Source organism: Sphingomonas paucimobilis NBRC 13935 (genome assembly GCF_000739895.2).
GTDB classification, from domain to species: Bacteria; Pseudomonadota; Alphaproteobacteria; order Sphingomonadales; family Sphingomonadaceae; genus Sphingomonas; species Sphingomonas paucimobilis.
Map to the genome: position 1 here is coordinate 17115 of NZ_BBJS01000018.1, position 19040 is coordinate 36154.

At 65.7% G+C, this 19040-nt stretch carries 18 protein-coding genes; 5 read left to right on the top strand and 13 right to left on the bottom strand.

The window, feature by feature from the left end:
- Positions 1 to 26: 26 nt before the first annotated feature.
- The 11 genes from SP6_RS07630 to SP6_RS07680 form a co-directional block, all read right to left on the bottom strand.
- Positions 27 to 1736 (bottom strand): hypothetical protein, encoded by a 1710-nt coding sequence (locus tag SP6_RS07630; protein ID WP_007403867.1) that lies wholly within the window; start codon positions 1734 to 1736, stop codon positions 27 to 29.
- A gap of 16 nt (positions 1737 to 1752) precedes the next feature.
- On the bottom strand, positions 1753 to 2826 hold the full coding sequence (locus SP6_RS07635; RefSeq protein WP_007403788.1) for a protein-glutamate methylesterase/protein-glutamine glutaminase: 1074 nt from the start codon (positions 2824 to 2826) through the stop codon (positions 1753 to 1755).
- Between the two features lie 4 nt (positions 2827 to 2830).
- Positions 2831 to 3682 (bottom strand): CheR family methyltransferase, encoded by an 852-nt coding sequence (locus SP6_RS07640; RefSeq protein ID WP_007403884.1) that lies wholly within the window; start codon positions 3680 to 3682, stop codon positions 2831 to 2833.
- Between the two features lie 73 nt (positions 3683 to 3755).
- On the bottom strand, positions 3756 to 4253 hold the full coding sequence (locus SP6_RS07645) for a chemotaxis protein CheW (RefSeq protein WP_007403771.1): 498 nt from the start codon (positions 4251 to 4253) through the stop codon (positions 3756 to 3758).
- On the bottom strand, positions 4250 to 5932 hold the full coding sequence (locus SP6_RS07650; RefSeq protein WP_037567771.1) for a methyl-accepting chemotaxis protein: 1683 nt from the start codon (positions 5930 to 5932) through the stop codon (positions 4250 to 4252). Before SP6_RS07650 ends, SP6_RS07645 begins: the two co-directional genes overlap by 4 nt.
- Before the next feature lie 224 nt (positions 5933 to 6156).
- On the bottom strand, positions 6157 to 7953 hold the full coding sequence (locus SP6_RS07655) for a methyl-accepting chemotaxis protein (RefSeq protein ID WP_037567773.1): 1797 nt from the start codon (positions 7951 to 7953) through the stop codon (positions 6157 to 6159).
- 27 nt (positions 7954 to 7980) lie between these two features.
- On the bottom strand, positions 7981 to 8508 hold the full coding sequence (locus SP6_RS07660; protein ID WP_007403882.1) for a chemotaxis protein CheW: 528 nt from the start codon (positions 8506 to 8508) through the stop codon (positions 7981 to 7983).
- Positions 8495 to 10465 carry a chemotaxis protein CheA gene (locus tag SP6_RS07665; RefSeq protein ID WP_007403742.1) on the bottom strand — a complete coding sequence of 657 codons (1971 nt, stop codon included), beginning with the start codon at positions 10463 to 10465 and terminating at the stop codon, positions 8495 to 8497. Before SP6_RS07665 ends, SP6_RS07660 begins: the two co-directional genes overlap by 14 nt.
- The gene (locus SP6_RS07670; RefSeq protein WP_007403667.1) at positions 10462 to 10830 is read right to left on the bottom strand and encodes a response regulator; all 369 of its coding nucleotides are present in this window, start codon (positions 10828 to 10830) and stop codon (positions 10462 to 10464) included. The genes SP6_RS07665 and SP6_RS07670 overlap by 4 nt, the downstream gene beginning before the upstream one ends.
- Positions 10827 to 11141, bottom strand: a complete 315-nt coding sequence (locus SP6_RS07675) for an STAS domain-containing protein (RefSeq protein WP_007403826.1) — start codon at positions 11139 to 11141, stop codon at positions 10827 to 10829. The genes SP6_RS07670 and SP6_RS07675 overlap by 4 nt, the downstream gene beginning before the upstream one ends.
- 456 nt (positions 11142 to 11597) lie before the next feature.
- Positions 11598 to 12416: an arylamine N-acetyltransferase family protein gene (locus tag SP6_RS07680; protein ID WP_007403855.1), complete on the bottom strand. Its 819-nt coding sequence runs from the start codon at positions 12414 to 12416 to the stop codon at positions 11598 to 11600.
- Positions 12417 to 12504: 88 nt separating this feature from the next.
- Here SP6_RS07680 and SP6_RS07685 point away from each other — a divergent pair, with 88 nt between their 5' ends.
- Positions 12505 to 13440, top strand: coding sequence for an L-threonylcarbamoyladenylate synthase (locus tag SP6_RS07685; protein WP_007403832.1), 936 nt, complete (start codon positions 12505 to 12507; stop codon positions 13438 to 13440).
- Positions 13441 to 13571: 131 nt separating this feature from the next.
- Here the strand turns inward: SP6_RS07685 and msrA are convergent, their stop codons facing one another.
- Positions 13572 to 14111 carry a peptide-methionine (S)-S-oxide reductase MsrA gene (msrA, locus tag SP6_RS07690; RefSeq protein ID WP_007403688.1) on the bottom strand — a complete coding sequence of 180 codons (540 nt, stop codon included), beginning with the start codon at positions 14109 to 14111 and terminating at the stop codon, positions 13572 to 13574.
- 79 nt (positions 14112 to 14190) lie between these two features.
- Between msrA and galE the strand changes: the two genes are divergently transcribed.
- The gene (gene galE, locus SP6_RS07695; RefSeq protein ID WP_037567778.1) at positions 14191 to 15195 is read left to right on the top strand and encodes a UDP-glucose 4-epimerase GalE; all 1005 of its coding nucleotides are present in this window, start codon (positions 14191 to 14193) and stop codon (positions 15193 to 15195) included.
- 6 nt (positions 15196 to 15201) lie between these two features.
- The gene (locus SP6_RS07700) at positions 15202 to 16041 is read left to right on the top strand and encodes an HpcH/HpaI aldolase/citrate lyase family protein (RefSeq protein WP_007403875.1); all 840 of its coding nucleotides are present in this window, start codon (positions 15202 to 15204) and stop codon (positions 16039 to 16041) included.
- Here SP6_RS07700 and SP6_RS07705 read toward each other — a convergent pair.
- Positions 16021 to 16671, bottom strand: coding sequence for a phosphatase PAP2 family protein (locus SP6_RS07705; RefSeq protein WP_113667907.1), 651 nt, complete (start codon positions 16669 to 16671; stop codon positions 16021 to 16023). The two genes, SP6_RS07700 and SP6_RS07705, sit on opposite strands and share 21 nt — an antisense overlap.
- Positions 16672 to 18188: 1517 nt before the next feature.
- On the opposite strand from SP6_RS07705, the gene SP6_RS20870 reads away from it, so the two are divergent.
- Positions 18189 to 18449 carry a hypothetical protein gene (locus tag SP6_RS20870; RefSeq protein WP_126053216.1) on the top strand — a complete coding sequence of 87 codons (261 nt, stop codon included), beginning with the start codon at positions 18189 to 18191 and terminating at the stop codon, positions 18447 to 18449.
- A gap of 152 nt (positions 18450 to 18601) precedes the next feature.
- Positions 18602 to 18910 (top strand): hypothetical protein, encoded by a 309-nt coding sequence (locus tag SP6_RS07710; protein WP_126053215.1) that lies wholly within the window; start codon positions 18602 to 18604, stop codon positions 18908 to 18910.
- The last annotated feature ends 130 nt before the right edge of the window (positions 18911 to 19040 follow it).

Consider the following 19040-nt stretch of genomic DNA (forward strand, 5'->3'; position numbering starts at 1 on the left):
CCTGTAATCCGGGTGACGGGCGTATGTCAGAACAGCCCGTCATCATCGTCGTCGAAGGTCACCGTGGACACCGGCGCCGCCACCGGCTCCATGCCGGGCAACAGGAAGGCGGCATGAATGTCGCGCTCGCATGCCATGGTGTAAAGCCGCGCGGCCCAGGGCAGCAATTCGCGGAGCGCCTCCTCGTCGGCGTCGCTCAGGCCGGCGTCATTGGCGACCCGTGGCGCGACATGATCGGCATAGAGCGACAGCGCCTGCCCGGCCAGCAGCAAGGTCTCGACGAAGCCGCGCTGCTGCCCCAGATCGCTGGCCGTCGCTTCCAGCGAAGCCGCGATGCGCAGGGCATCCCCGCCGGCACGCGCCATCGCCGCGCTCGAACTGTCGCAGGCACCGCGTACCACCGCCAGCGCATCGCCTAGCACGTCGCGGGTATCCGCCGCGCCACCCTCTTGGACCAGATCGATCGCGGCGAGCACGCCGATCAACTGCCCGACCGAAGTGCTGAGCTGGTCGAGGCGACTGGCGCAGGGCGCCACCTCCTTGGCGATCACCGCGACCGCGCGGCCCAGCGTGCCATGCCGACGGCACAGAAGCTGGGTGTTGGTCGAAATGTCCTGCACATTGACCGCGATGTTCTGGATACGCGCCAGCCCGCTGGTCAGGTCGGCCAGCGTCTGCCCGACGAAGCCGGTCAGCTCGGCCAATTGCGCATCGGCCTGGCAAAGCTGGTCGGTCACGTCGCCCAGCTTGGCGATACCGGTTTCCAGTTGGACCAGAATCTGCCCGTCATCGCCGCCATGCGACTCCAGCAGCGTGCGCAGCGTATCGGCCAGCGGCCCCAGCCGTTCGAGCGCGGGGACGATCGCGTTGATCTCCTGCCCGAAATCCTCCGCCATGGCCGTCAGTTGCGCGGCCACCAGCCGCGCCATATGCGCCGACGCGCCGGCGGGAACGGCGGGCTCGTCTGAGTGATGCGGCGCGATGCGGCGCAGGATCGTGATGCCATGTTCGGCCCGCTGGCGCACACTGTCGCCGATCTGGATCGCGCCCAGGATGCGCGCGACCTCGCCCTGCACGGTGCGCATGACGCCGTCGGCCTCGTCGGTCATGCGCATGACCGCCTCGACATGCTCCTGCAGCGCATTGGCATTGTTGGTCAGCTCGGCGGGCAGTGCATCGCCCGCGCGCAGACACTCGGCGGCGAGCAGCCGGTCGGCCTTCTGCACGTCGCTGACCACCTGCCCGAACTGGTCGAGCTCCTTCTCGATATGGTGAAGCTCGCGCCGGCCGCTCGCCAGCTTGTCGTCCATGCCGACGACGAAGTTGAAGAACGCCGCCTCGCCCGAGGACGCGATCTTGATGTTCATCCCATAGATGCCGAGCAGCTTCAGGATGGTGCCGACTTCCTCCAGCAAGCGGCGCAGTTCGCGCGCACGGCCGGTCAGCGTCTCGACCTCCACCGCGCGGCGGCGCTGGATCACGGGCAGCGCGGTCAGGCGATAGGCGACCTGCCGCAACCGGCCGACCGCCACGCCCGCCGTCTCGGGCGACAGCGACTGGCGGATCGCCGCCACCCCCCGGGCCATGCCGTCGATCGTGTCGATCGCGGCAGCCAGGTTTTCGCCGGTCTGACGGAACGCATCCTCCAGGCCGCTCATCTGCGCTTCCAGCTGGTCGGCGAGCTCCGCCACCGGCGTCAGGATCAGCGACTCGGGAACGATGCGTTCCATCAACATGGGCTTTCCTCTCCGTTCAGCGAGCCGTGGCGTGGAGCAGTTCGCGTGCGACACTGCCCAGCGGAATTACCTTGTCCGCCGCGCCGCGTGCGATCGCTTCCTTGGGCATGCCGAAGACGATCGAGGTCGCCTCGTCCTGCGCGAAGGTGCGGGCTCCCGCCTGCTTCATTTCCAATAGACCGCGGGCGCCGTCATCCCCCATGCCGGTCAGGATGATGCCGACCGCATTGGCCCCCGCATTGCGCGCCGCCGAGCGGAACAGCACGTCGACCGAGGGGCGGTGGCGCGAGACCAGCGGCCCCTCGCGCACCGACACGACATAGCGCGCCCCCTGCCGCTCCAGCATGGTGTGGCGAAGACCGCCCGGCGCGATCAGCACCCGGCCGCGCATCACCGTGTCGCCGTCCTCGGCCTCCTTGACGTCGACCTCGCACAGCCCGTCGAGCCGCTTGGCGAAGGCACGGGTGAAACTTTCGGGCATGTGCTGGACGATGACGATGCCCGGCGAATTGGCGGGTAGCGCCTCCAACACCTCGCGCAGCGCCTCCGTGCCGCCGGTCGAGGCGCCGATGCACACCACCATTTCGGTCGTGCGGCTCATTGCGCGGCCGGTGGGCGGCGGCAGGACGGCATCGGCGGTCAGCTTCTGCGCGGGTGCGGAGGTGCGGGTCTGGCGACGCGCGCCCAACCGCGCCTTGGCGGCGCCCTTCACCGTCTCGCGGATCATCAGATGCGCTTCGGCCAGATGATCGGCGACGCCGACGCGCGGCTTCAGGATGACGTCGACCGCACCGGCCTCCAGCGCCTGGAGCAGCGTTTCCGATCCCTCCTCGACCAACGAGGAGCACATGACGACCGGGATCGGCCGCTGCGCCATCAGCTTGCGCAGGAAGGTGATGCCGTCCATGCGCGGCATCTCGACGTCCAGCGTGATGACGTCGGGCACTTCCTCCTGGATGTAACGCGCGGCGGCGAAGGGATCGGCGGCGGCGGCGATCACCTGGATTTCCGGATCAGCGGACAGGATCGCGGTCATCGCCTGACGAACGCTGGCGCTGTCGTCGATCACCAGCACGCGGAGCTTCTTCATCGCGTCAGATCCGCTTGAAGACGGTGTTGGCCACCGTGGACAGGGGAAGGTCGAAACCGGTGATCGATTCCGAATGGCCCAGGAACAGCAGGCCGCCGGGGCGCAGGCATTCGGTCAGCCGCCGCACCACCTTTTCCTGGGTCGGCTTGTCGAAATAGATCAGGACGTTGCGGCAGAAGATGATGTCCATCGGGTCGCCGACCGGATAGCGGTCGTCCATCAGGTTCATCTGCGCAAAGCCGACCGCGGCGCGCAGCTCCGCCGCGATCCGCATCTCGCTGCGCCGGGGATCATTGGCGCGCATCGCATAGCGGGCACGCAAGGAGGGCGGCACCGGATCGAGCATCGCGGACGGATAGACGCCGCGCTTGGCGATGCGCAGCACCTCGCTGTCCAGGTCGGTCGCCAGGATGCCGAAATCGGGCCCCTGATGATCGCGGGCAAAGGTATCGAGCAGCATCGCCAGCGTATAAGGTTCGGCACCGGTCGAGCAGGCCGCGCTCCACACGCGCAACCGGTTGATGCCCGCATTACGCATCTGTGGTAGGACGGTGCCGACCAGATAGTCGAAATGCTTGGGCTCGCGAAAGAAATCGGTCTTGTTGGTGGTGACCGCGTTCAACAGATGCTCGCGCTCCGTCACCAGATTGTCGCTGTCGAACAGCCAACTGCAATAATCGCTCAGGCTGCTATGGCCGTGCGCCCGTACGCGACGACGCAGCCGCCCTTCGATCATCGTGATCTTCACCGGTGGCAGACGGATACCGCATTCGCGGTACACATAGGCGGAGATTCGATCGAAATCGCTGCGCTGAAGCGCGTCGGACGAGTCCAACTGACGGGCCAGATTGCTCAAGTAGACGGCTCCTATGGCGTCTGCGGAAAACCGGCCGGCCACCGCGCCAGGGCGGCGGCCGGCGTATAGATCGTCAGGCGGCGAGGCCCAACGTGTTCAGGGCATCCACCCCGCCATCGCCGGCGAACAGCCGGGCGGGATCGAGCAGCGCGACGAACCCGGCACCACGCCGCAGGATCGCCTCGATCTGATCCGAGCGCCAGCGACCGCCGATATCAGGCGATCCCTCGATCGCGTCGGGTCCGAAGGTGCTGACGTCCAGCACCCGGTCGACCACCAGCCCCAGCGCCAGCGCGGCGGTGCCGTCCTGGGTCGAAGGGATGTCGACGACCAGGATACGGGTGGCCAGCGTGGTCTCGGCCGACATCAGGCCCAGGCGCACGCGAAGGTCGATCATCGGCACCGAATCCCCGCGCACATCGGTCAGGCCCAGGAACCAGGCGGGCGCGCCGGGCACCCGATAGGCCGGACGATGGTCCAGGATTTCGCGCACCGCCGTCACCGGCAGGGCGAATTCCTCTTCCCCCAGGCCGAAGACGACGACCTGAATGTCTCCCCGCGCGGCGCTCATGCTGCGCGTCCGAATTCGGCGTCTTCGCCGTCGGGGCCACCATTGGTCAGGTCGAGGGCGAAGCCCCGGACCCGCGCCTGCTGCTCGGCGACCGAGCCGGCACGCGGCGCGGGCTTGGACGCCCTTGCCACGGCGGGACGCGCCTTGGCCGTCTTGCTCCCGACCGACTTGAAGCGGCGCGGCTCTTCCTGGCCGACGCGGAAGAAGGCGATGCTTTCCTGCAGTTCCTCGGCCTGGCTGGCGAGTTCCTCCGAGGTGGAGGAGATCTGCTCGGAGGCCGATGCGTTCTGCTGCGTCACCTTGTCGAGCTGCTGGATCGCCTCGTTGATCTGGACGGCGCCGATATCCTGTTCGCGGCAGGCGGCGCTGATCTCGGCGACCAGTTCGGCGGTGCGGCGGATGTCGGGCACCAGCTTGGTCAGCATCTCGCCCGCCTGGGTAGCGGCGGTGACGGTGTCCGAGGACATGCCGCTGATCTCGGCGGCCGCCGTCTGGCTGCGTTCGGCCAGCTTGCGGACCTCGGCGGCGACGACCGCGAAGCCGCGACCATGTTCACCGGCCCGGGCCGCCTCAACCGCCGCGTTCAGCGCGAGAAGGTCGGTCTGACGCGCGATTTCCTGCACGATGCCGATCTTCTCGGCGATGGTGCGCATCGCCACGACGGCCTTCTGCACGGCGGCACCGCTCTGCTCGGCGTCCTGCGACGACTGACGAGCGATCTTCTCGGTCTGGGTGGCGTTGTCGGCATTCTGTTTGATGTTGGCGGCCATCTGCTCCATCGAAGCCGAGGCCTCCTCGGCGGCGGCGGCCTGCTCGGTCGCGCCCTGGCTCACCTGCTCCGAAGAGGACGACAGCTGCTGGCTGCCCGCCGCGACATTATGCGCCGCCTGGGTCGTCTGGCCGATCGTGTCGCGCAGACGCGCCGTCATGCTGTTGACGGTTTCGACCAGATCGCTGATCTCGTCATTGCTCTTGACGGCGACGTCGTTGCTCAGATCACCTTGCGCGATCGCGGTCACGGCTGCCGACACTTGGCGAAGACCATTGGCCACCAGCATGGCGACCCACACGGCACCACAGATCGCGATCAGCAGCGCGACGAGCGCGGTGGCGATCAGCGTCATACGGGCCGAGGCATAAAGCGCATCCGATTCCTGGTCGGCCTTGACCAACTGATTCTGCGTCAGTTGCGTCAGCTTGGCGAGCGTCTCACCCAGTCGAATGACGATGGCGCGCCCTTCGGTCATGGAAACCTCCGCGGCTTCGGCATTCTGGCCCTGCATCGCCAGAGCGCGGGCGCGTTCGCTGACCGCCTTATAGGCCCGCCATTCCTCCAGCGCCTGGGTCCAGACCGGACGCCCCTGATCGGTTGCGATCTTCAGCCCGGCATTCAGATTGTCCTGCACCCGGCCATCATGCTCGACGAACTTGGCATTGAAGTTCCGTTTCAAGGCCATGTCGTCGGTCATCATCATATTTTTTTCGTTGCGAATCGCACGACCGATATCGCCATCGGCGGCCAGGGAATATTGGATGCGGCGCGTCGGCCCTTCAATGATATCGGAAATCGTATCGTTCAGCGCGCTCATCTTGATCACGCCAATGCCTACGACAAGGCACAATAATGCTATCACTATTGTGAATGTTGTCGCCAATTTCACCTTGATCGTCGCACGCATCTCAAATCCCCGTTTAAAGTACGAACCGCCACGAAAGCCTCATCTTCAGCTTCCTCATCCCAGATTACGTCCGAAGGGGTGAATGATTGGTTGTTTCCACCCTGCTTTTAATTCAGATCAGGATTTATTGGCCTAGTCGGACCGGGCGACACCCGGCGCGGAAAGGGGCATTCTCGCTGGATGATCGGCGGCGGGGCGATGATGACGCCCCGCCGCCGGGTCCGTCAGGCTGCGCGGCCGAATTCCGCATCCTCGCCATCGGGACCGCCATTGGTCAGATCGAGGGCAAAGCCCCGGACCCGTGCCTGCTGGTCGGCTACCGAACCGGGACGCGGCGCGGGCTTGGCCTTCTTCGCGGGTGCGGCCGGCTTGCGGACCGGCGCCGCGCTACGGCTGCTGGTCGTGCGGGCCGCCTTGTCCACGGTGAAGTAGGCGATGCTTTCCTGCAGTTCCTCGGCCTGGCTGGCGAGTTCCTCCGAGGTGGAGGAGATCTGCTCGGAGGCCGATGCGTTCTGCTGCGTCACCTGATCGAGCTGCTGGATCGCCTCGTTGATCTGGACGGCACCGATATCCTGTTCGCGGCAGGCGGCGCTGATCTCGGCGACCAGTTCGGCGGTGCGGCGGATGTCGGGCACCAGCTTGGTCAGCATCTCGCCCGCCTGGGTGGCGGCGGTGACGGTGTCCGAAGACATGCCGCTGATCTCGGCGGCCGCCGTCTGGCTGCGTTCGGCCAGCTTGCGGACCTCGGCGGCGACGACCGCGAAGCCACGACCATGTTCGCCGGCCCGGGCCGCCTCGACCGCCGCGTTCAGCGCGAGGAGATCGGTCTGGCGCGCGATTTCCTGCACGATGCCGATCTTCTCGGCGATGGTGCGCATCGCGACGACGGCCTTCTGCACGGCGGCACCGCTTTGCTCGGCGTCCTGCGACGACTGGCGGGCGATCTTCTCGGTCTGGGTCGCGTTGTCGGCATTCTGTTTGATGTTGGCGGCCATCTGCTCCATCGAAGCCGAGGCCTCCTCGGCGGCGGCGGCCTGCTCGGTCGCGCCCTGGCTCACCTGCTCGGATGAGGACGACAGCTGCTGGCTGCCCGCCGCGACATTATGCGCTGCCTGTGTCGCATCGCCGACCACGCCGCGCAGACGCTCGACCATCGCGACCAGCGCATGGCCCAGCACGTCCTTCTCCGACAGCGGCTGATGCTGCACGGTCAGGTCGCCCGCCGCGATCGTATCGGCCAACTGTGCGCTCTCGCGCAGATTGGCGGTCATGCGGTTGACCGTGTTGACCAGATCCTTGATCTCGTCGTTGCTGGTGACCGCGACATCCTGGCTGAGATCGCCCACGGCGACCGCTTCGATCGCGACCGACACCTTCTTCAGGCCCATCGACACGATGCGCGAAATCCACAGGGCGCCGCCGACCGCAACCAGGATCGCCAGCGCCGCGACACCCAGCATCACATTGCGGGCGTTGTCATACGTCGCCTGTGCATCGTTGCTTGCCGTCTGCAGGTCCGCCTTGGCCAAAGAGACCAGCTGAACGCAAAGGGCCGATATACGCATCGAGGCTTCGCGCGACTTGGTGATCGACATCCTGCCCGCCTCGGCATTCTGGTTGCGCTTGGCCAGATCGCGAATGGCGTCATTGATCGGTGTGTAGACCCGATAGGCCGCCTGGATGTCGTTCCACACCGGGCGCCCCTTTTCGGTTGCCGTGCTCAGGCCGGCGGCGATCAGCGCCTCGACCTCGCCGCGCGTCTTCATGACATCGGCGTCGAACTTGTTGGTCAGTTCCGTATCGTCGGTCAGCGCCATGTTCTTTTCGGCGCGCAGCATATAGCTGACCCGCTCGTTCAGCGATTGCGCCCGCTCAAGCCGCGACGCCGGACCGGCGACCATCTGGGTCGTCGTGTCGTTCAGCGTGCTCAGCTTGGCGATCCCCAGCCCCACCACGACCAGAAGGAAAAAGACGATGAACGCGAATGTCGCGCCCAACTTCATCTTGATCGTTGCTCTCATAAACCCCCTCCAAAAAATGGAAAAATACTACTGACGCGTCACGGCAGCTCCCATGGCCGGGGCCAGGATGGCGGTCAGGTCGGGCAGGACGACGAGGTCGTCGTTCCACCGGATCAGGCTGCGCACATGATCACGGCGCCATCGGATGCCGACGGTTGGCACCGCCTCGCTCGTCGCCTGGCGGAAGGTCGCGACCTCATGGACCTGATCGGTACGCAGGCCGAGCAAGGTCGCCTCCCCCTCCAGGTCCAGTTCGATGACGACGATCCGGCTGTGCGCGGTCGGCGGGGCCGGCTCCATCCCAAAGGCCAGACGCAGGTCGGCGACGGGGACGATCTTGCCCCGGAAGTTGACGACATGGCTGACCAGCGCGGGTGCGCCGGGAATGAATGTTTCGGGCAGCAGGTCCAGGATTTCCTGGACCAGGATCGCCTCCAGGGCGAAGGTCTCGCCGCCCAGCTCGAAGATCAGGACCTCCAGTTCGCCATGGCTGTCCCATGCGATCAGATCGGTCGACGCCTGGGCCCCTGCCCCTTGCAAATTATCCTGCGGCACGAAGCATCTCCTCCTGGGGCTGGGCCATGGCAACCAGTTGCGCGACGTCGAGGATCAACGCGACGCTGCCGTCGCCCAGGATCGTCGCGCCCGAAAAGCTGGCCGCGCCACGATGAAAGGCGGACAGCGACTTGATGACGGTCTGGTGGTTGCCGATGATCTGATCGACGACCAGGCCGACCCGCTCGCGCCCGGTGGACACGACGACGATCTTCTGGAACGGATCAGGCTTGGTCCCGGTCGCGAACATCTCGCGCAGGCGCAGGAACGGCACCAGCGTTTCGCGAAGCGTGATGACGCTGCGCCCGCGCGAGCGCAGATCCTCCTCCAGCGACAGTTCCAGGCATTCCTCGACCGCCGAAAGCGGGATGACGTAGCGCCCCTCGCCCACCCGGACGAGCAACCCTTCGATGATCGCCAGCGTCAGCGGAATGCGCAGCGTGATGGTCGATCCCTGGCCGGCGACGCTCTTGACGTCGATCGAGCCGCGCAGGCTTTCGATCGTGCGCTTGACCACGTCCATGCCGACGCCACGCCCCGACAGGTTGGTGACCTGCGCTGCCGTGGAAAAGCCGGGGTGGAAGATCAGGCCGAGCAGTTCATCGTCGGTCAACACCTGGCCGGGCTGGATCAGGCCATTGGCTTCCGCCTTGGCGCGAACCCGCTCGCGATCGATGCCGCGCCCGTCATCGGTGATGGTGATCAGAACCTCGCCACCCACCTGATGCGCGCTCAGGCGGATGCGGCCGGCGGCCGGCTTGCCGGCGGCCTGGCGGTCCTCGGCCATCTCCAGCCCATGGTCGCACGAGTTGCGGATGATGTGGACCAGCGGATCGAACAGCCGCTCGATCACGGTCTTGTCGACCTCGGTGCTCTCGCCCTCGGTGACCAGCTCGATCGCCTTGCCGGTCTCGATCGCCAGATCATGGATCAGGCGACGGAAACGGCCGAACAGCGTCGAGACCGGCACCATGCGCAGGATCATCATCGTGTCGCGCATCTCGCCGGTCAGCCGTTCGATCTCTTCCGAAACGGAACGCAGGCTCAGGTCATGGCCATGGGCGGCAAGCTGCGACAGACGGCTCTGCGCGATCACCAGTTCGCCCACCCGGTCCATCAGTTCGTCGAGCCGCTCGGCGGGGACACGGACATTCTCGCCCTGCACACGGCTGGTGGTGGCGCGGGCGCCGGTATCGTTGGCCGCAACCGGTTCGGTCGTCTGGGCGACATCGTCGACCGCGACTGCGGCGACCGGCGCATCGTCTTCGACCGTCAGCGGCGTGATGGTGATTTCCATGTCGTCCATGACGAACAGGAAGACGTCCTCGATCGCGTCCTTCGAAATGTCGCCGATCAGCGTGCAGTCCCAGCCGATCATGCAATGGCTGGGGTTGAGTTCGTCGAGCGTGGGCACATCGTCGATGCGCGCCACGATGGTCGCCTCGCCCAGTTCACGCAGCTCGTCGAGCAGCGCGAGCGGATTGGTGCCATTGGCCATCGCATCGGGCGGCAGGCGGAAGGACAGGGTCCAGCCGCGCTTGGCGGCCACGGCAGACGCAGACGCACCGCCCCCGGCCGCCGCATCGACCGCCGCCGCCAGCCGGGCAAGGATCACCTGCCCCTCGGCCGCCGGCGCGTCGCCCTCGACCAGCGCCCGCATATGGTCGCCTGCCGACAGGATCACCGAGACCAGTTCGGGCGTGGCCCGGACATCGCCCTTGCGCACCCGGTCGAACGCGCTTTCGCAATGATGGGTAAAGGCCGCCAGCGCGTCGAAGCCGAACATCGCGCCCGAGCCCTTCAGCGTGTGGAGCCCGCGGAACACCGCATTGACCAGACCCATATCGTCCAGGCGATGGCCCAGATCGAGCAGACCCTGTTCGACCTGTTCGAGCAGTTCGCCCGCCTCGATCCGAAAGGCGGCTGTCGGATCTTCGCCGCTCCCAGGGCCGCTCATCGCGCCAGCACCTTCTGCGCGACGCGGATCAGCTGTTCTGGCTGGAACGGCTTGACCAGCCATCCGGTCGCGCCGGCCGCCTTGGCCTGGGCCTTCATCGCATCATCGGATTCGGTGGTCAGGAAGATGATCGGCACCCCCGCCTGTGCCGGCTGCTGGCGCAGGGCACGGATCATCGACAGGCCGTCCATGTTGGGCATGTTGAGGTCGGTGACGATCAGGTCGAATCGGGTCGCGGTCGCCTTGGCCAGGCCCTCGGCCCCGTCGCTCGCCTCGGTCACCGCATAGCCCGCGCCGGTCAGCGCGATCCGGATCGCCATTCGAAGACTGGCGCTGTCGTCGACGGTCAGGATGGAAGCGGTCATTGCTCGGAATCTCCGTGGAACCAGAATTGGGTGTGTTCGGGGGTGGGGCAGGACAGGAAGCCCGCCCGGTCGAGAAGCCCGCGCAAACGGTCGCTGGCCGGCGCGGCGAGGGCGAAATCGCATCCGCATTGCGCCGCGGTATGGCGCGCCGACTGGACGAGCTGAACGACACTGAGGTCGGGCGCGGCGACGGCGGACAGGTCCAGCCGCACCGTGCCGCCGGGTGCGATCGCGGTTCCGAGTTGTTCGGCCAGCAAGCCGATGGTTGGCAGGCACAGGTTCTCGGCCGCCGTCACCATAGTGATCGACATCAGGCGCTCCTTTTACACGGGCAAAGCGCGCAAGAATGCGCGCAGGCAATCAGATCAAACGGACCGGCAACGGCCGGCAAAACGGGCCGGCTGGTTCACCGGCGGTAGCAATTGCTGGACGTCGTCGCGAAACATGGACGGCCTTGCATTGCTCGGCGTTGTTAATCCCCCCCTTGTTGCCTTGGGGTATATGCGACAAAAGTAAAATCGCGCTTAAATGTGCAACAATTGGTCTGGCCGGTCATGCAAGACCATGACGACGCCAATAAAATATCGACTTTTCTGAATCTTAAGAAAAAGGCAGCGTTCGGCAACCGCTCGGGATGCGGGGCTCGCACGCTTGCACTGAGACCTTTTGGGGCGGCAGCATGCCGTCTCGACCGGCACGACCGAGCGGAGAATATATCCCCCGCTCCGTCGCATTGTCCGATTCGCATGGCGGCCGGGCCGCCGTGGTTATTCGGCGAACAGAGCCGCCGTTTCGTCCGGGGACAGGTCGATGCCGAACATCAGGCTCATCCGCATGCGATAGACGCGCGGATCGGTGATCGTCGCGCTCGTCTCTTCCTGCGCGACACGGCGGCGATAATGCCGATCGGTCAGTGTCGCGAAGCCGCGCGGCAGGATGATGCTGACGATATTGGCCTGGCGGAACCGGCTGGCCTCCGCCTGCGAGGTCCAATGATTGCCCATCGCCAGATCGGCATCCCAGACATGATCGGTGGTGAAGCTATATTGCGGCTCCCACCCCTCGCCCGTCGACCGTCCGTCGGTCAGGCCCGGATGCCCGTCGCGCAGCAGCATCCAGCCATGCTGGGCATCGCGGGTCAGGCGGAACCGCGCGCCATCGGGCGCCTCCGCCTCGGCCCCGTCGATCAGCGGCATGGGCGGGGAATAGCTGCCCCCGAACCCGGCATCGGCGATCCAGTCCTGCCCGTCGATATGGACCAGGCTGAGCGTATGGGTCGTGGGCGGCACGTCGGTGGCCCGCAGCCAGACGCGCGCCAGCAGCGGCCGGGCGGAAAAGCCGTGCGCAGCCAATGCATCGAGGAACAGCCGGTTCTGCTCGAAACAATAACCGCCACGCTTGCCGGTCACCAGCTTGGCAAACACGCTGTCGCTGTCGATCGCGATCGGGCGACCGAGCCGGACGTCGAGATTTTCAAACGGAATGGCCAGGCGATGCGCCCATTGCAGCCGCGCCAGCCCATCGGCATCGACCGTGACACGGGACGGCAGGGCGATGCGGGCGAGATAGGAATCAAGATCGAACATGACGCCCCAGATAGGATGGCCCGCGCCGATTGTCGAAGGGCTCCCCCCTTATCCGCAGCGGTGCAAGCCGTTATAGCCTCGGGCGATCATGACCTTCCCCGCCAACGACCCGACCCTGTCCTTCAGCCCCGCCGCCATCCGCGCCGCCGCCGCGGTGATCGGCGCGGACGGCATCGTCGCGGTGCCGACCGAGACGGTCTATGGCCTGGCCGCCGATGCGACCGAGCCGCAAGCGGTGGCACGCATCTATGCCGCCAAGGGACGGCCATCGTTCAATCCGCTGATCGTCCATGTTCCGGATCTGGCAGCGGCGCGGGAACTCGCCGAGTTCGATGCCGACGCCCTGGCGCTGGCGGAGGCGTTCTGGCCGGGGCCGCTGACGCTGGTCCGGCCGCTGCGTGCCGGTGCGGGAATCGCCTCGCTGGTGACGGCGGGACTGGATACGGTGGCGATCCGCGTGCCGCGCCACCGTGCGATGCAGGCATTGCTGGCGGCAAGCGGTCGCCCCCTTGCTGCGCCCTCCGCCAATGCCAGCGGCGGAATCAGCCCGACCCGCGCGGCCCATGTCCGTGCCAGCCTGGGGCCCGCTGTGCCGATCCTCGACGATGGCGCGACCGAAGCGGGACTGGAATCGACGATCGTCGCCGGTCGCACCATCCTGCGCCCCGGCCCCGTCACGGGGACAATGCTGGCCAAAGTGCTAGGTTCGGTCGAACAGGGCCCGGAGGCCCCCGCCATCGTCACCGCACCGGGGCAGCTCGCCAGCCATTATGCGCCGCGCAAACCCCTGCGGCTGAACGTGACCGAAGCGGCGGCCGATGAATGGCTGATCGGGTTCGGCGCGGTCGAGGGGCAGGACACGCTGTCCGCCATCGGCGATCCGGTGGAAGCGGCCGCACGGCTGTTCGACGCGCTCCACCGCGCGGATGCCAGCGACCCGCCGAGGCTCGCGGTCGCCCCGATCCCGGTCGACGGGATCGGCGAGGCGATCAACGACCGGTTGCGTCGGGCCGCGACGCGGTAGAATTTGGGGCGCAGGTCGGGGGCGTGCGCTTCGACTTCGCTCAGCGCGAACGGAGGGAGGGGCAAGACCCCAACTTCCGGTCAGCCTGAGCGAAGTCGAAGGCCAAGCCCCGACCTCGCCCCAAGCCAGACTTACGCCGTCACCGCCTTCGACCGCGCGGCAAAGCTCTTGCGCAGTTTCTGCAGCTTGGGCGGGATCACCGCCATGCAATAGGGATTGGACCGGCCTGACGTCTCCCAATAATCCTGGTGATAATCCTCGGCCGGATACCATTCGGCCATCGGCTCGATCGTGGTGACCACCGGCCGGTCCAACCCCGCCTGGGTCCGTTCGATCGCGGCCTTCATCGCCGCCTCCTGCGCCTCGTCCGCCGGGAACATCGCCGAGCGGTACTGCGTGCCCACGTCATTGCCCTGGCGGTTGAGTTGCGTCGGGTCGTGCGTCGCGAAGTAAATGTCGAGCAGATCGTCCAGCGATAGCTGCTCGGGATCATAGCCGATACGGATCGCCTCGGCATGGCCGGTATCGCCGCCGCACACCTGCTTATAGGTCGGATGGGGCAGCGTGCCGCCGATATAGCCGCTTTCGACCGACTCGACCCCGATCACATCCTTGAACACCGCCTCGGTGCACCAGAAACAACCGCCGGCCAGCGTCACATATTCGGTCACACGGAATCTCCTTGTCGTCTTGTCTGTTTAGATAGGAAGGCGCTAGGCGACGGCAATCCAAGGCATTGGGACAAAGTGAATGGCGACGATCGACGGCAAGGTGATGGTGACCGGCGGGGCCGGCTATATCGGCAGCCATGCCGTGCTGGCGCTGCTCGACGCCGGCTATGAGGTGGTCGTGCTCGACAATCTCGTCACCGGGTTCGACTGGGCGGTCGATCCCCACGCGTCGCTGGTCGTGGCGAACGTCGCCGATGACGACAAGGTCCGCGCCGCGATCCGCGAGCATAAGGTGCGCGCGATCATGCACTTCGCCGGTTCGGTCGTGGTGCCGGAATCGGTCAGCGACCCGCTCAAATATTATCGCAACAACACCGCCGCCAGCCGCTCGCTGATCGAAAGCGCCGTGGCCGAGGGCGTGCCCCACTTCATCTTCTCCTCGACCGCCGCCACCTATGGCACGCCGGAAAAGGTGCCGGTCGCGGAGAATGATCCCAAGGCGCCGATAAACCCTTACGGCATGTCCAAGCTGATGACCGAGATCATGTTGAAGGACGTCGCCGCCGCCCAGCCGATCAATTACTGCGCGCTGCGCTATTTCAACGTCGCGGGCGCCGATCCGCAAGGACGCTCGGGCCAGTCGACGGTCGGCGCGACGCACCTGATCAAGATCGCGGTCGAGGCGGCGATCGGCAAGCGTGACGCGGTGGGCGTTTATGGGACCGACTTCCCCACCCGCGACGGCACCGGTGTGCGCGATTACATCCATGTCTCCGACCTGGCCGCCGCGCATGTCGCCGCGCTCGAACTGCTGGTCGCGCAGCCCGGCGAGAGCCACACGCTCAACTGCGGCTATGGTCGGGGCTTCTCGGTCCTCGAAGTGCTCGACGCGGTCGATCGGGTGACCAACCACACGATCGAGCGCCGCATGGAAGGCCGCCGCGCAGGCGATCCGGCCGAGCTGGTCGCTGACAACAGCGCGATCCTCTCCACCCTGCCCTGGCGGCCCGAGCGCGATGATCTGGACGGCATCGTCCGCGACGCGCTCGCCTGGGAGCGCAAGCTCGCCGAGATGGGTCGCTAAGCCCCGATGCGGTTGCGCTCGCTCCTCTTCGTGCCGGGCGACCGGCCAGACCGGATGGCCAAGGCCATGGGGGTGGGCGCAGACGCGCTGATCCTCGACCTGGAGGATGCGGTCGCGCCCGAGGCCAAGCCGCGCGCACGGATCGCAGTCGCCGAATTTCTCTCTGGCCCGCGCGATCCGGCGGTGCGGCTGTTCGTCAGGATCAACCCGATCGACGGCCCGCTGGCGGCGGAAGACCTTGCCGCCATCACGGACGCACGGCCCGATGGCATCGTCCTGCCCAAGGCGGAAGGACTGGTCAGCCTCCATGCGCTGGCGGCGCGCGGCATCACCCATATCCCCGTCCTGCCGATCGCGACCGAGACGCCGGCGGCCATTTTCCGACTGGGCGACTATGCCGGCGCCAGCTTGCCCCTCGCCGGGCTGACCTGGGGCGCGGAGGATCTGCCGGCAGCGATCGGCGCGACGGCAGCGCGCGAGGCGGATGGCGGCTATACCGCGCCCTATCAGCTCGCCCGCTCGCTAACGCTGTTCGGTGCGCATGCGGCGGGTGTCGCGGCGATCGAGACGGTTTATCCCGATTTCCGCGACCTGGAGGGGCTTGCCGCCTATGCCGCGCGCGGGAGGCGCGACGGCTTTACCGGTATGATGGCGATCCACCCCGCGCAGGTGCCGGTGATCAACGCCGCCTTCACCCCCTCGGCCGACGAATTGGCGCGCGCGCAGGCGATCGTCGATCTGTTCGCCGCCAATCCCGGTGCCGGGGCGCTGCAACTCGATGGGCGCATGGTTGACGCGCCGCATTTGAAGGCGGCGCAGGCACTATTAACGCGCGCGACCGGCTGAGCCACCGGCGGCCCAGGAAGTCCGCACCTTCGCGGTCGCCCACCACCATCCCAGCGCCCAGAGCGTTCCGAAACACCATCCCGCCGCCACGTCCGACGGCCAGTGCACGCCCAGATAGACGCGGCTCGCACCGATGGCACCGACCAGCAGCAGCGCCAGCACCACGATCGCCTGTCGCATGCGGTGATGCCGTGTAATCTGCGTCGCGAGCGCCGCCAGCGTCAGATAGACCATCGCGCTGCCCGCCGCATGACCGCTGGGGAAGCTGGCATTGGAGACGTCCACCCAATGCGGCACCAGATCGGGGCGCGCGCGTGACACGCCATTCTTGACCAGCGTCACCACCGCGCCGCCACTGATCCCCGCCGCTGCGACGGCCAATGCGGTCAGCCACAGCCCGCGCGCCAGCAACAGGATCGCCGCCCCCGCCACCATCAGCACGAGCACCGGCACGCTGCCCAGCGCGGTGATATCAACCGCCGCCTTCATCAGGGCTTGCGAATGCGCATGTTCGCGCAACCCGACCAGAATGGCCCGGTCCCAGGCGAAGGGCCAGCGATCGACCAGCAATCCGGCCAGCAACAGAACTGCCAGCGCCACCGCCCCGGCCACCGCTCCCCGCAAGGCCATCGGCATCGTCGATGGTCGAATATCGGGTTCGGTTGATTCGGGTAAAAAACGAGCGGTTCCGGAAGAGTGGGGATCGATCATGGACGACAGGCTTCCCTTTAAAGGCTGCACGACATTACGGACCAGGGAAACGCATCCGCATGAAGACAGGTCATTTCCCCCGCAAATAGCGCCCCGTGACCGCGTTCTTGCAAAGATCCGATCAACGTCATTCGAAAAACGGGTTTGCGTGTTCCCGCATTTTGTCGCATTTTTGTCTCACACCGGCGGAAAGACCGGTTGGAGAGGACGTCAAGACCATGAACGAGCACATCATGTCCCCGCTGGACCGCCTGATGGTCCTGACCGTTGGCGCCGTGGCCAGTTGGATCGCGGTCGGCGGTATCGCCTTCGGCGCCTCGAAGCTGGTACAGCACCTGTTCTGATTCCTCGGTCTTCGGCTCGCCCATTCGCGGGCCGAAGCCATAAGGCGACGATAGGCGCTCCCCGTCACGCGCGGCCAGCAGGCCGGCACGCAAGTTTTTCCAGTGATGTGTTGGGATCGGGTGGATCGTCACCCTATCACTGTGGCGCTCTTACATTGCCATAACGCCACGAAGCGTGATCATTCTCAGCCCGTTCTGGAGGACATCAGGACGAGGTCGGTCGTTTCGTGGTCGCACGGGCCAGTTGTAAGAAGGTCTGCCAGCCCCAGGTCAAAAAGTGATCGTCTGCTCCACGCGCCATACATTCTTTCGACGCCCATACGCATCAGTTCGCCATGTAGAGCCTGCGGCTGTAGAGACGATCTGGCCAAAGCCTCTCCGGTGAACGCGACCTTTGCGGCGAGGGTGTTCAACTCTCCGCGGTCCACAGCCTTCCCTTTTCCAAAGGGGGACAACCTGCAGGCCAGCTGCAGCGATTGCTACCTTGGCTTCGCAAAAGGTGGTCCCGAGAATCTCTTCCACGTCGCGAAGTGAGACATGGGTCAGGCCGAGCGGATCGGCTGATCCAGGGCCGCCGATGCTATGCTTTGAAAACTGAGTTGGATCGACCATGATATCACGGATCTCAGGAGCGCTATCTTTCGGCAGTAGTAATCGATCCTGCCATCCAGCATCTTGCCGAGGATGAGGACCCAGAGGCCTCGACCGGCAGGGCTCCGGCCTTGCCGCGCTGCCGCTTGGGTGTTTCCACCTCGGCAGCCGGAGCGGAAACAGCTGCGGTGTTCCCACCCTGGGTTTCTACCCGATTCCACTTTCGCCAGCCCGTCCCAGCGAGCGCCGGGTCGATTAGGCTATTGGCTGTAACCGGCAGATTTCCGCGCTTTATGGCCTTGCTGACCGGCGTGTGCGAGCCGCCGTCCAACTTCGCGAACGCGCGGACCGATACGGGCTCAGCCATAGTGGAAACACCTTTCGGCATTCATAGCTGAGGTCGGTTCGCGCCGAAGTCCGCCGTATCGCCCGGGGCAGAAGGACCCAAAAAAACTTCATCAATTTACCCAAAGAAAACCTATAGTTGGGCAAGTTTTGTTGATGACAAGTCAAATCAATCTCGACATTCCACTGAACGCAACAGTGGTAATTATAGACCCAATAAGCGGGGCAGCCTCTCAAACGGGAGATGCTCGAGAGGTATTACTCGCCGCAACAAGGGCAGCCAAGACGCAGCCGATTCAGCGAGGCAACAACGGCACACGCTACGATGTTCAGCTTCGTGATGATTCCGCCGAAATGCTTTGGAAACTGGCGGGCGGCATTGAAATCGAGCGGTGTTTTACGACCCAAAAATCCTAATTTGACCGCGTCCTGCTCAGCCACAAACAAAGAGAGCCGCAACCCTCTCGGGCGCGGCTCTCCCAATTACCCTTTGCATCGCACATAGCTGCGCAGCGGTCAAGAACAGAAAGTGATTCTACAGCCCCCGCCACATCGCAATGAGGCTCGCCGTGAACGCAACCATCGTCTTGGCCGCATCGACCGCTGATCCACCTATCAATGGCTGTCCCGCCCCGGTTCACCAGCACGGTGTAGGTCTTCTGACGTTCGCCAAGTTCGCCGCTCAGATCGACGATCTTCGCCAGTCCGAGATTACCGACTTGCGCGTCCGGCACACCGCACGCCCTGGCCAAGTCTCTGACCTGATCGCGCTCGGTTCGGACTGCCCGGCGGACCTTCATACTCGCCGGCTTCTTCTTTGCCTGCCCCATGAAATCCGCCTCGATCGGATGCCCCCCCGGTTACGTCATGCCGCATGATGCAGCCCTTGTACGGCCACCGCTCGGGAGGCAGCGACGGCCGCGCAGCACCTATTCCATGGCGGCAAGGTGCTGGCATAGTTGCCATTCCATGCCGCGAGGGCATCACCAGTGATCACCCATTCGCTAT

Bases quoted from the DNA above. Each gene is read 5' to 3' on its own strand.
- SP6_RS07675 (WP_007403826.1), bottom strand. From the start codon at position 11,141: ATGTCGATCACTATGGTGACGGCGGCCGAGAACCTGTGCCTGCCAACC.
- SP6_RS20870 (WP_126053216.1), top strand. From the start codon at position 18,189: ATGACAAGTCAAATCAATCTCGACATTCCACTGAACGCAACAGTGGTA.
- SP6_RS07705 (WP_113667907.1), bottom strand. From the start codon at position 16,671: ATGGCCTTGCGGGGAGCGGTGGCCGGGGCGGTGGCGCTGGCAGTTCTG.
- SP6_RS07665 (WP_007403742.1), bottom strand. From the start codon at position 10,465: ATGAGCGGCCCTGGGAGCGGCGAAGATCCGACAGCCGCCTTTCGGATC.
- SP6_RS07635 (WP_007403788.1), bottom strand. From the start codon at position 2,826: ATGAAGAAGCTCCGCGTGCTGGTGATCGACGACAGCGCCAGCGTTCGT.
- SP6_RS07645 (WP_007403771.1), bottom strand. From the start codon at position 4,253: ATGAGCGCCGCGCGGGGAGACATTCAGGTCGTCGTCTTCGGCCTGGGG.
- SP6_RS07700 (WP_007403875.1), top strand. From the start codon at position 15,202: ATGCGGTTGCGCTCGCTCCTCTTCGTGCCGGGCGACCGGCCAGACCGG.
- SP6_RS07630 (WP_007403867.1), bottom strand. From the start codon at position 1,736: ATGTTGATGGAACGCATCGTTCCCGAGTCGCTGATCCTGACGCCGGTG.
- galE (WP_037567778.1), top strand. From the start codon at position 14,191: ATGGCGACGATCGACGGCAAGGTGATGGTGACCGGCGGGGCCGGCTAT.
- SP6_RS07680 (WP_007403855.1), bottom strand. From the start codon at position 12,416: ATGTTCGATCTTGATTCCTATCTCGCCCGCATCGCCCTGCCGTCCCGT.
- SP6_RS07670 (WP_007403667.1), bottom strand. From the start codon at position 10,830: ATGACCGCTTCCATCCTGACCGTCGACGACAGCGCCAGTCTTCGAATG.
- SP6_RS07650 (WP_037567771.1), bottom strand. From the start codon at position 5,932: ATGCGTGCGACGATCAAGGTGAAATTGGCGACAACATTCACAATAGTG.
- SP6_RS07685 (WP_007403832.1), top strand. From the start codon at position 12,505: ATGACCTTCCCCGCCAACGACCCGACCCTGTCCTTCAGCCCCGCCGCC.
- SP6_RS07655 (WP_037567773.1), bottom strand. From the start codon at position 7,953: ATGAGAGCAACGATCAAGATGAAGTTGGGCGCGACATTCGCGTTCATC.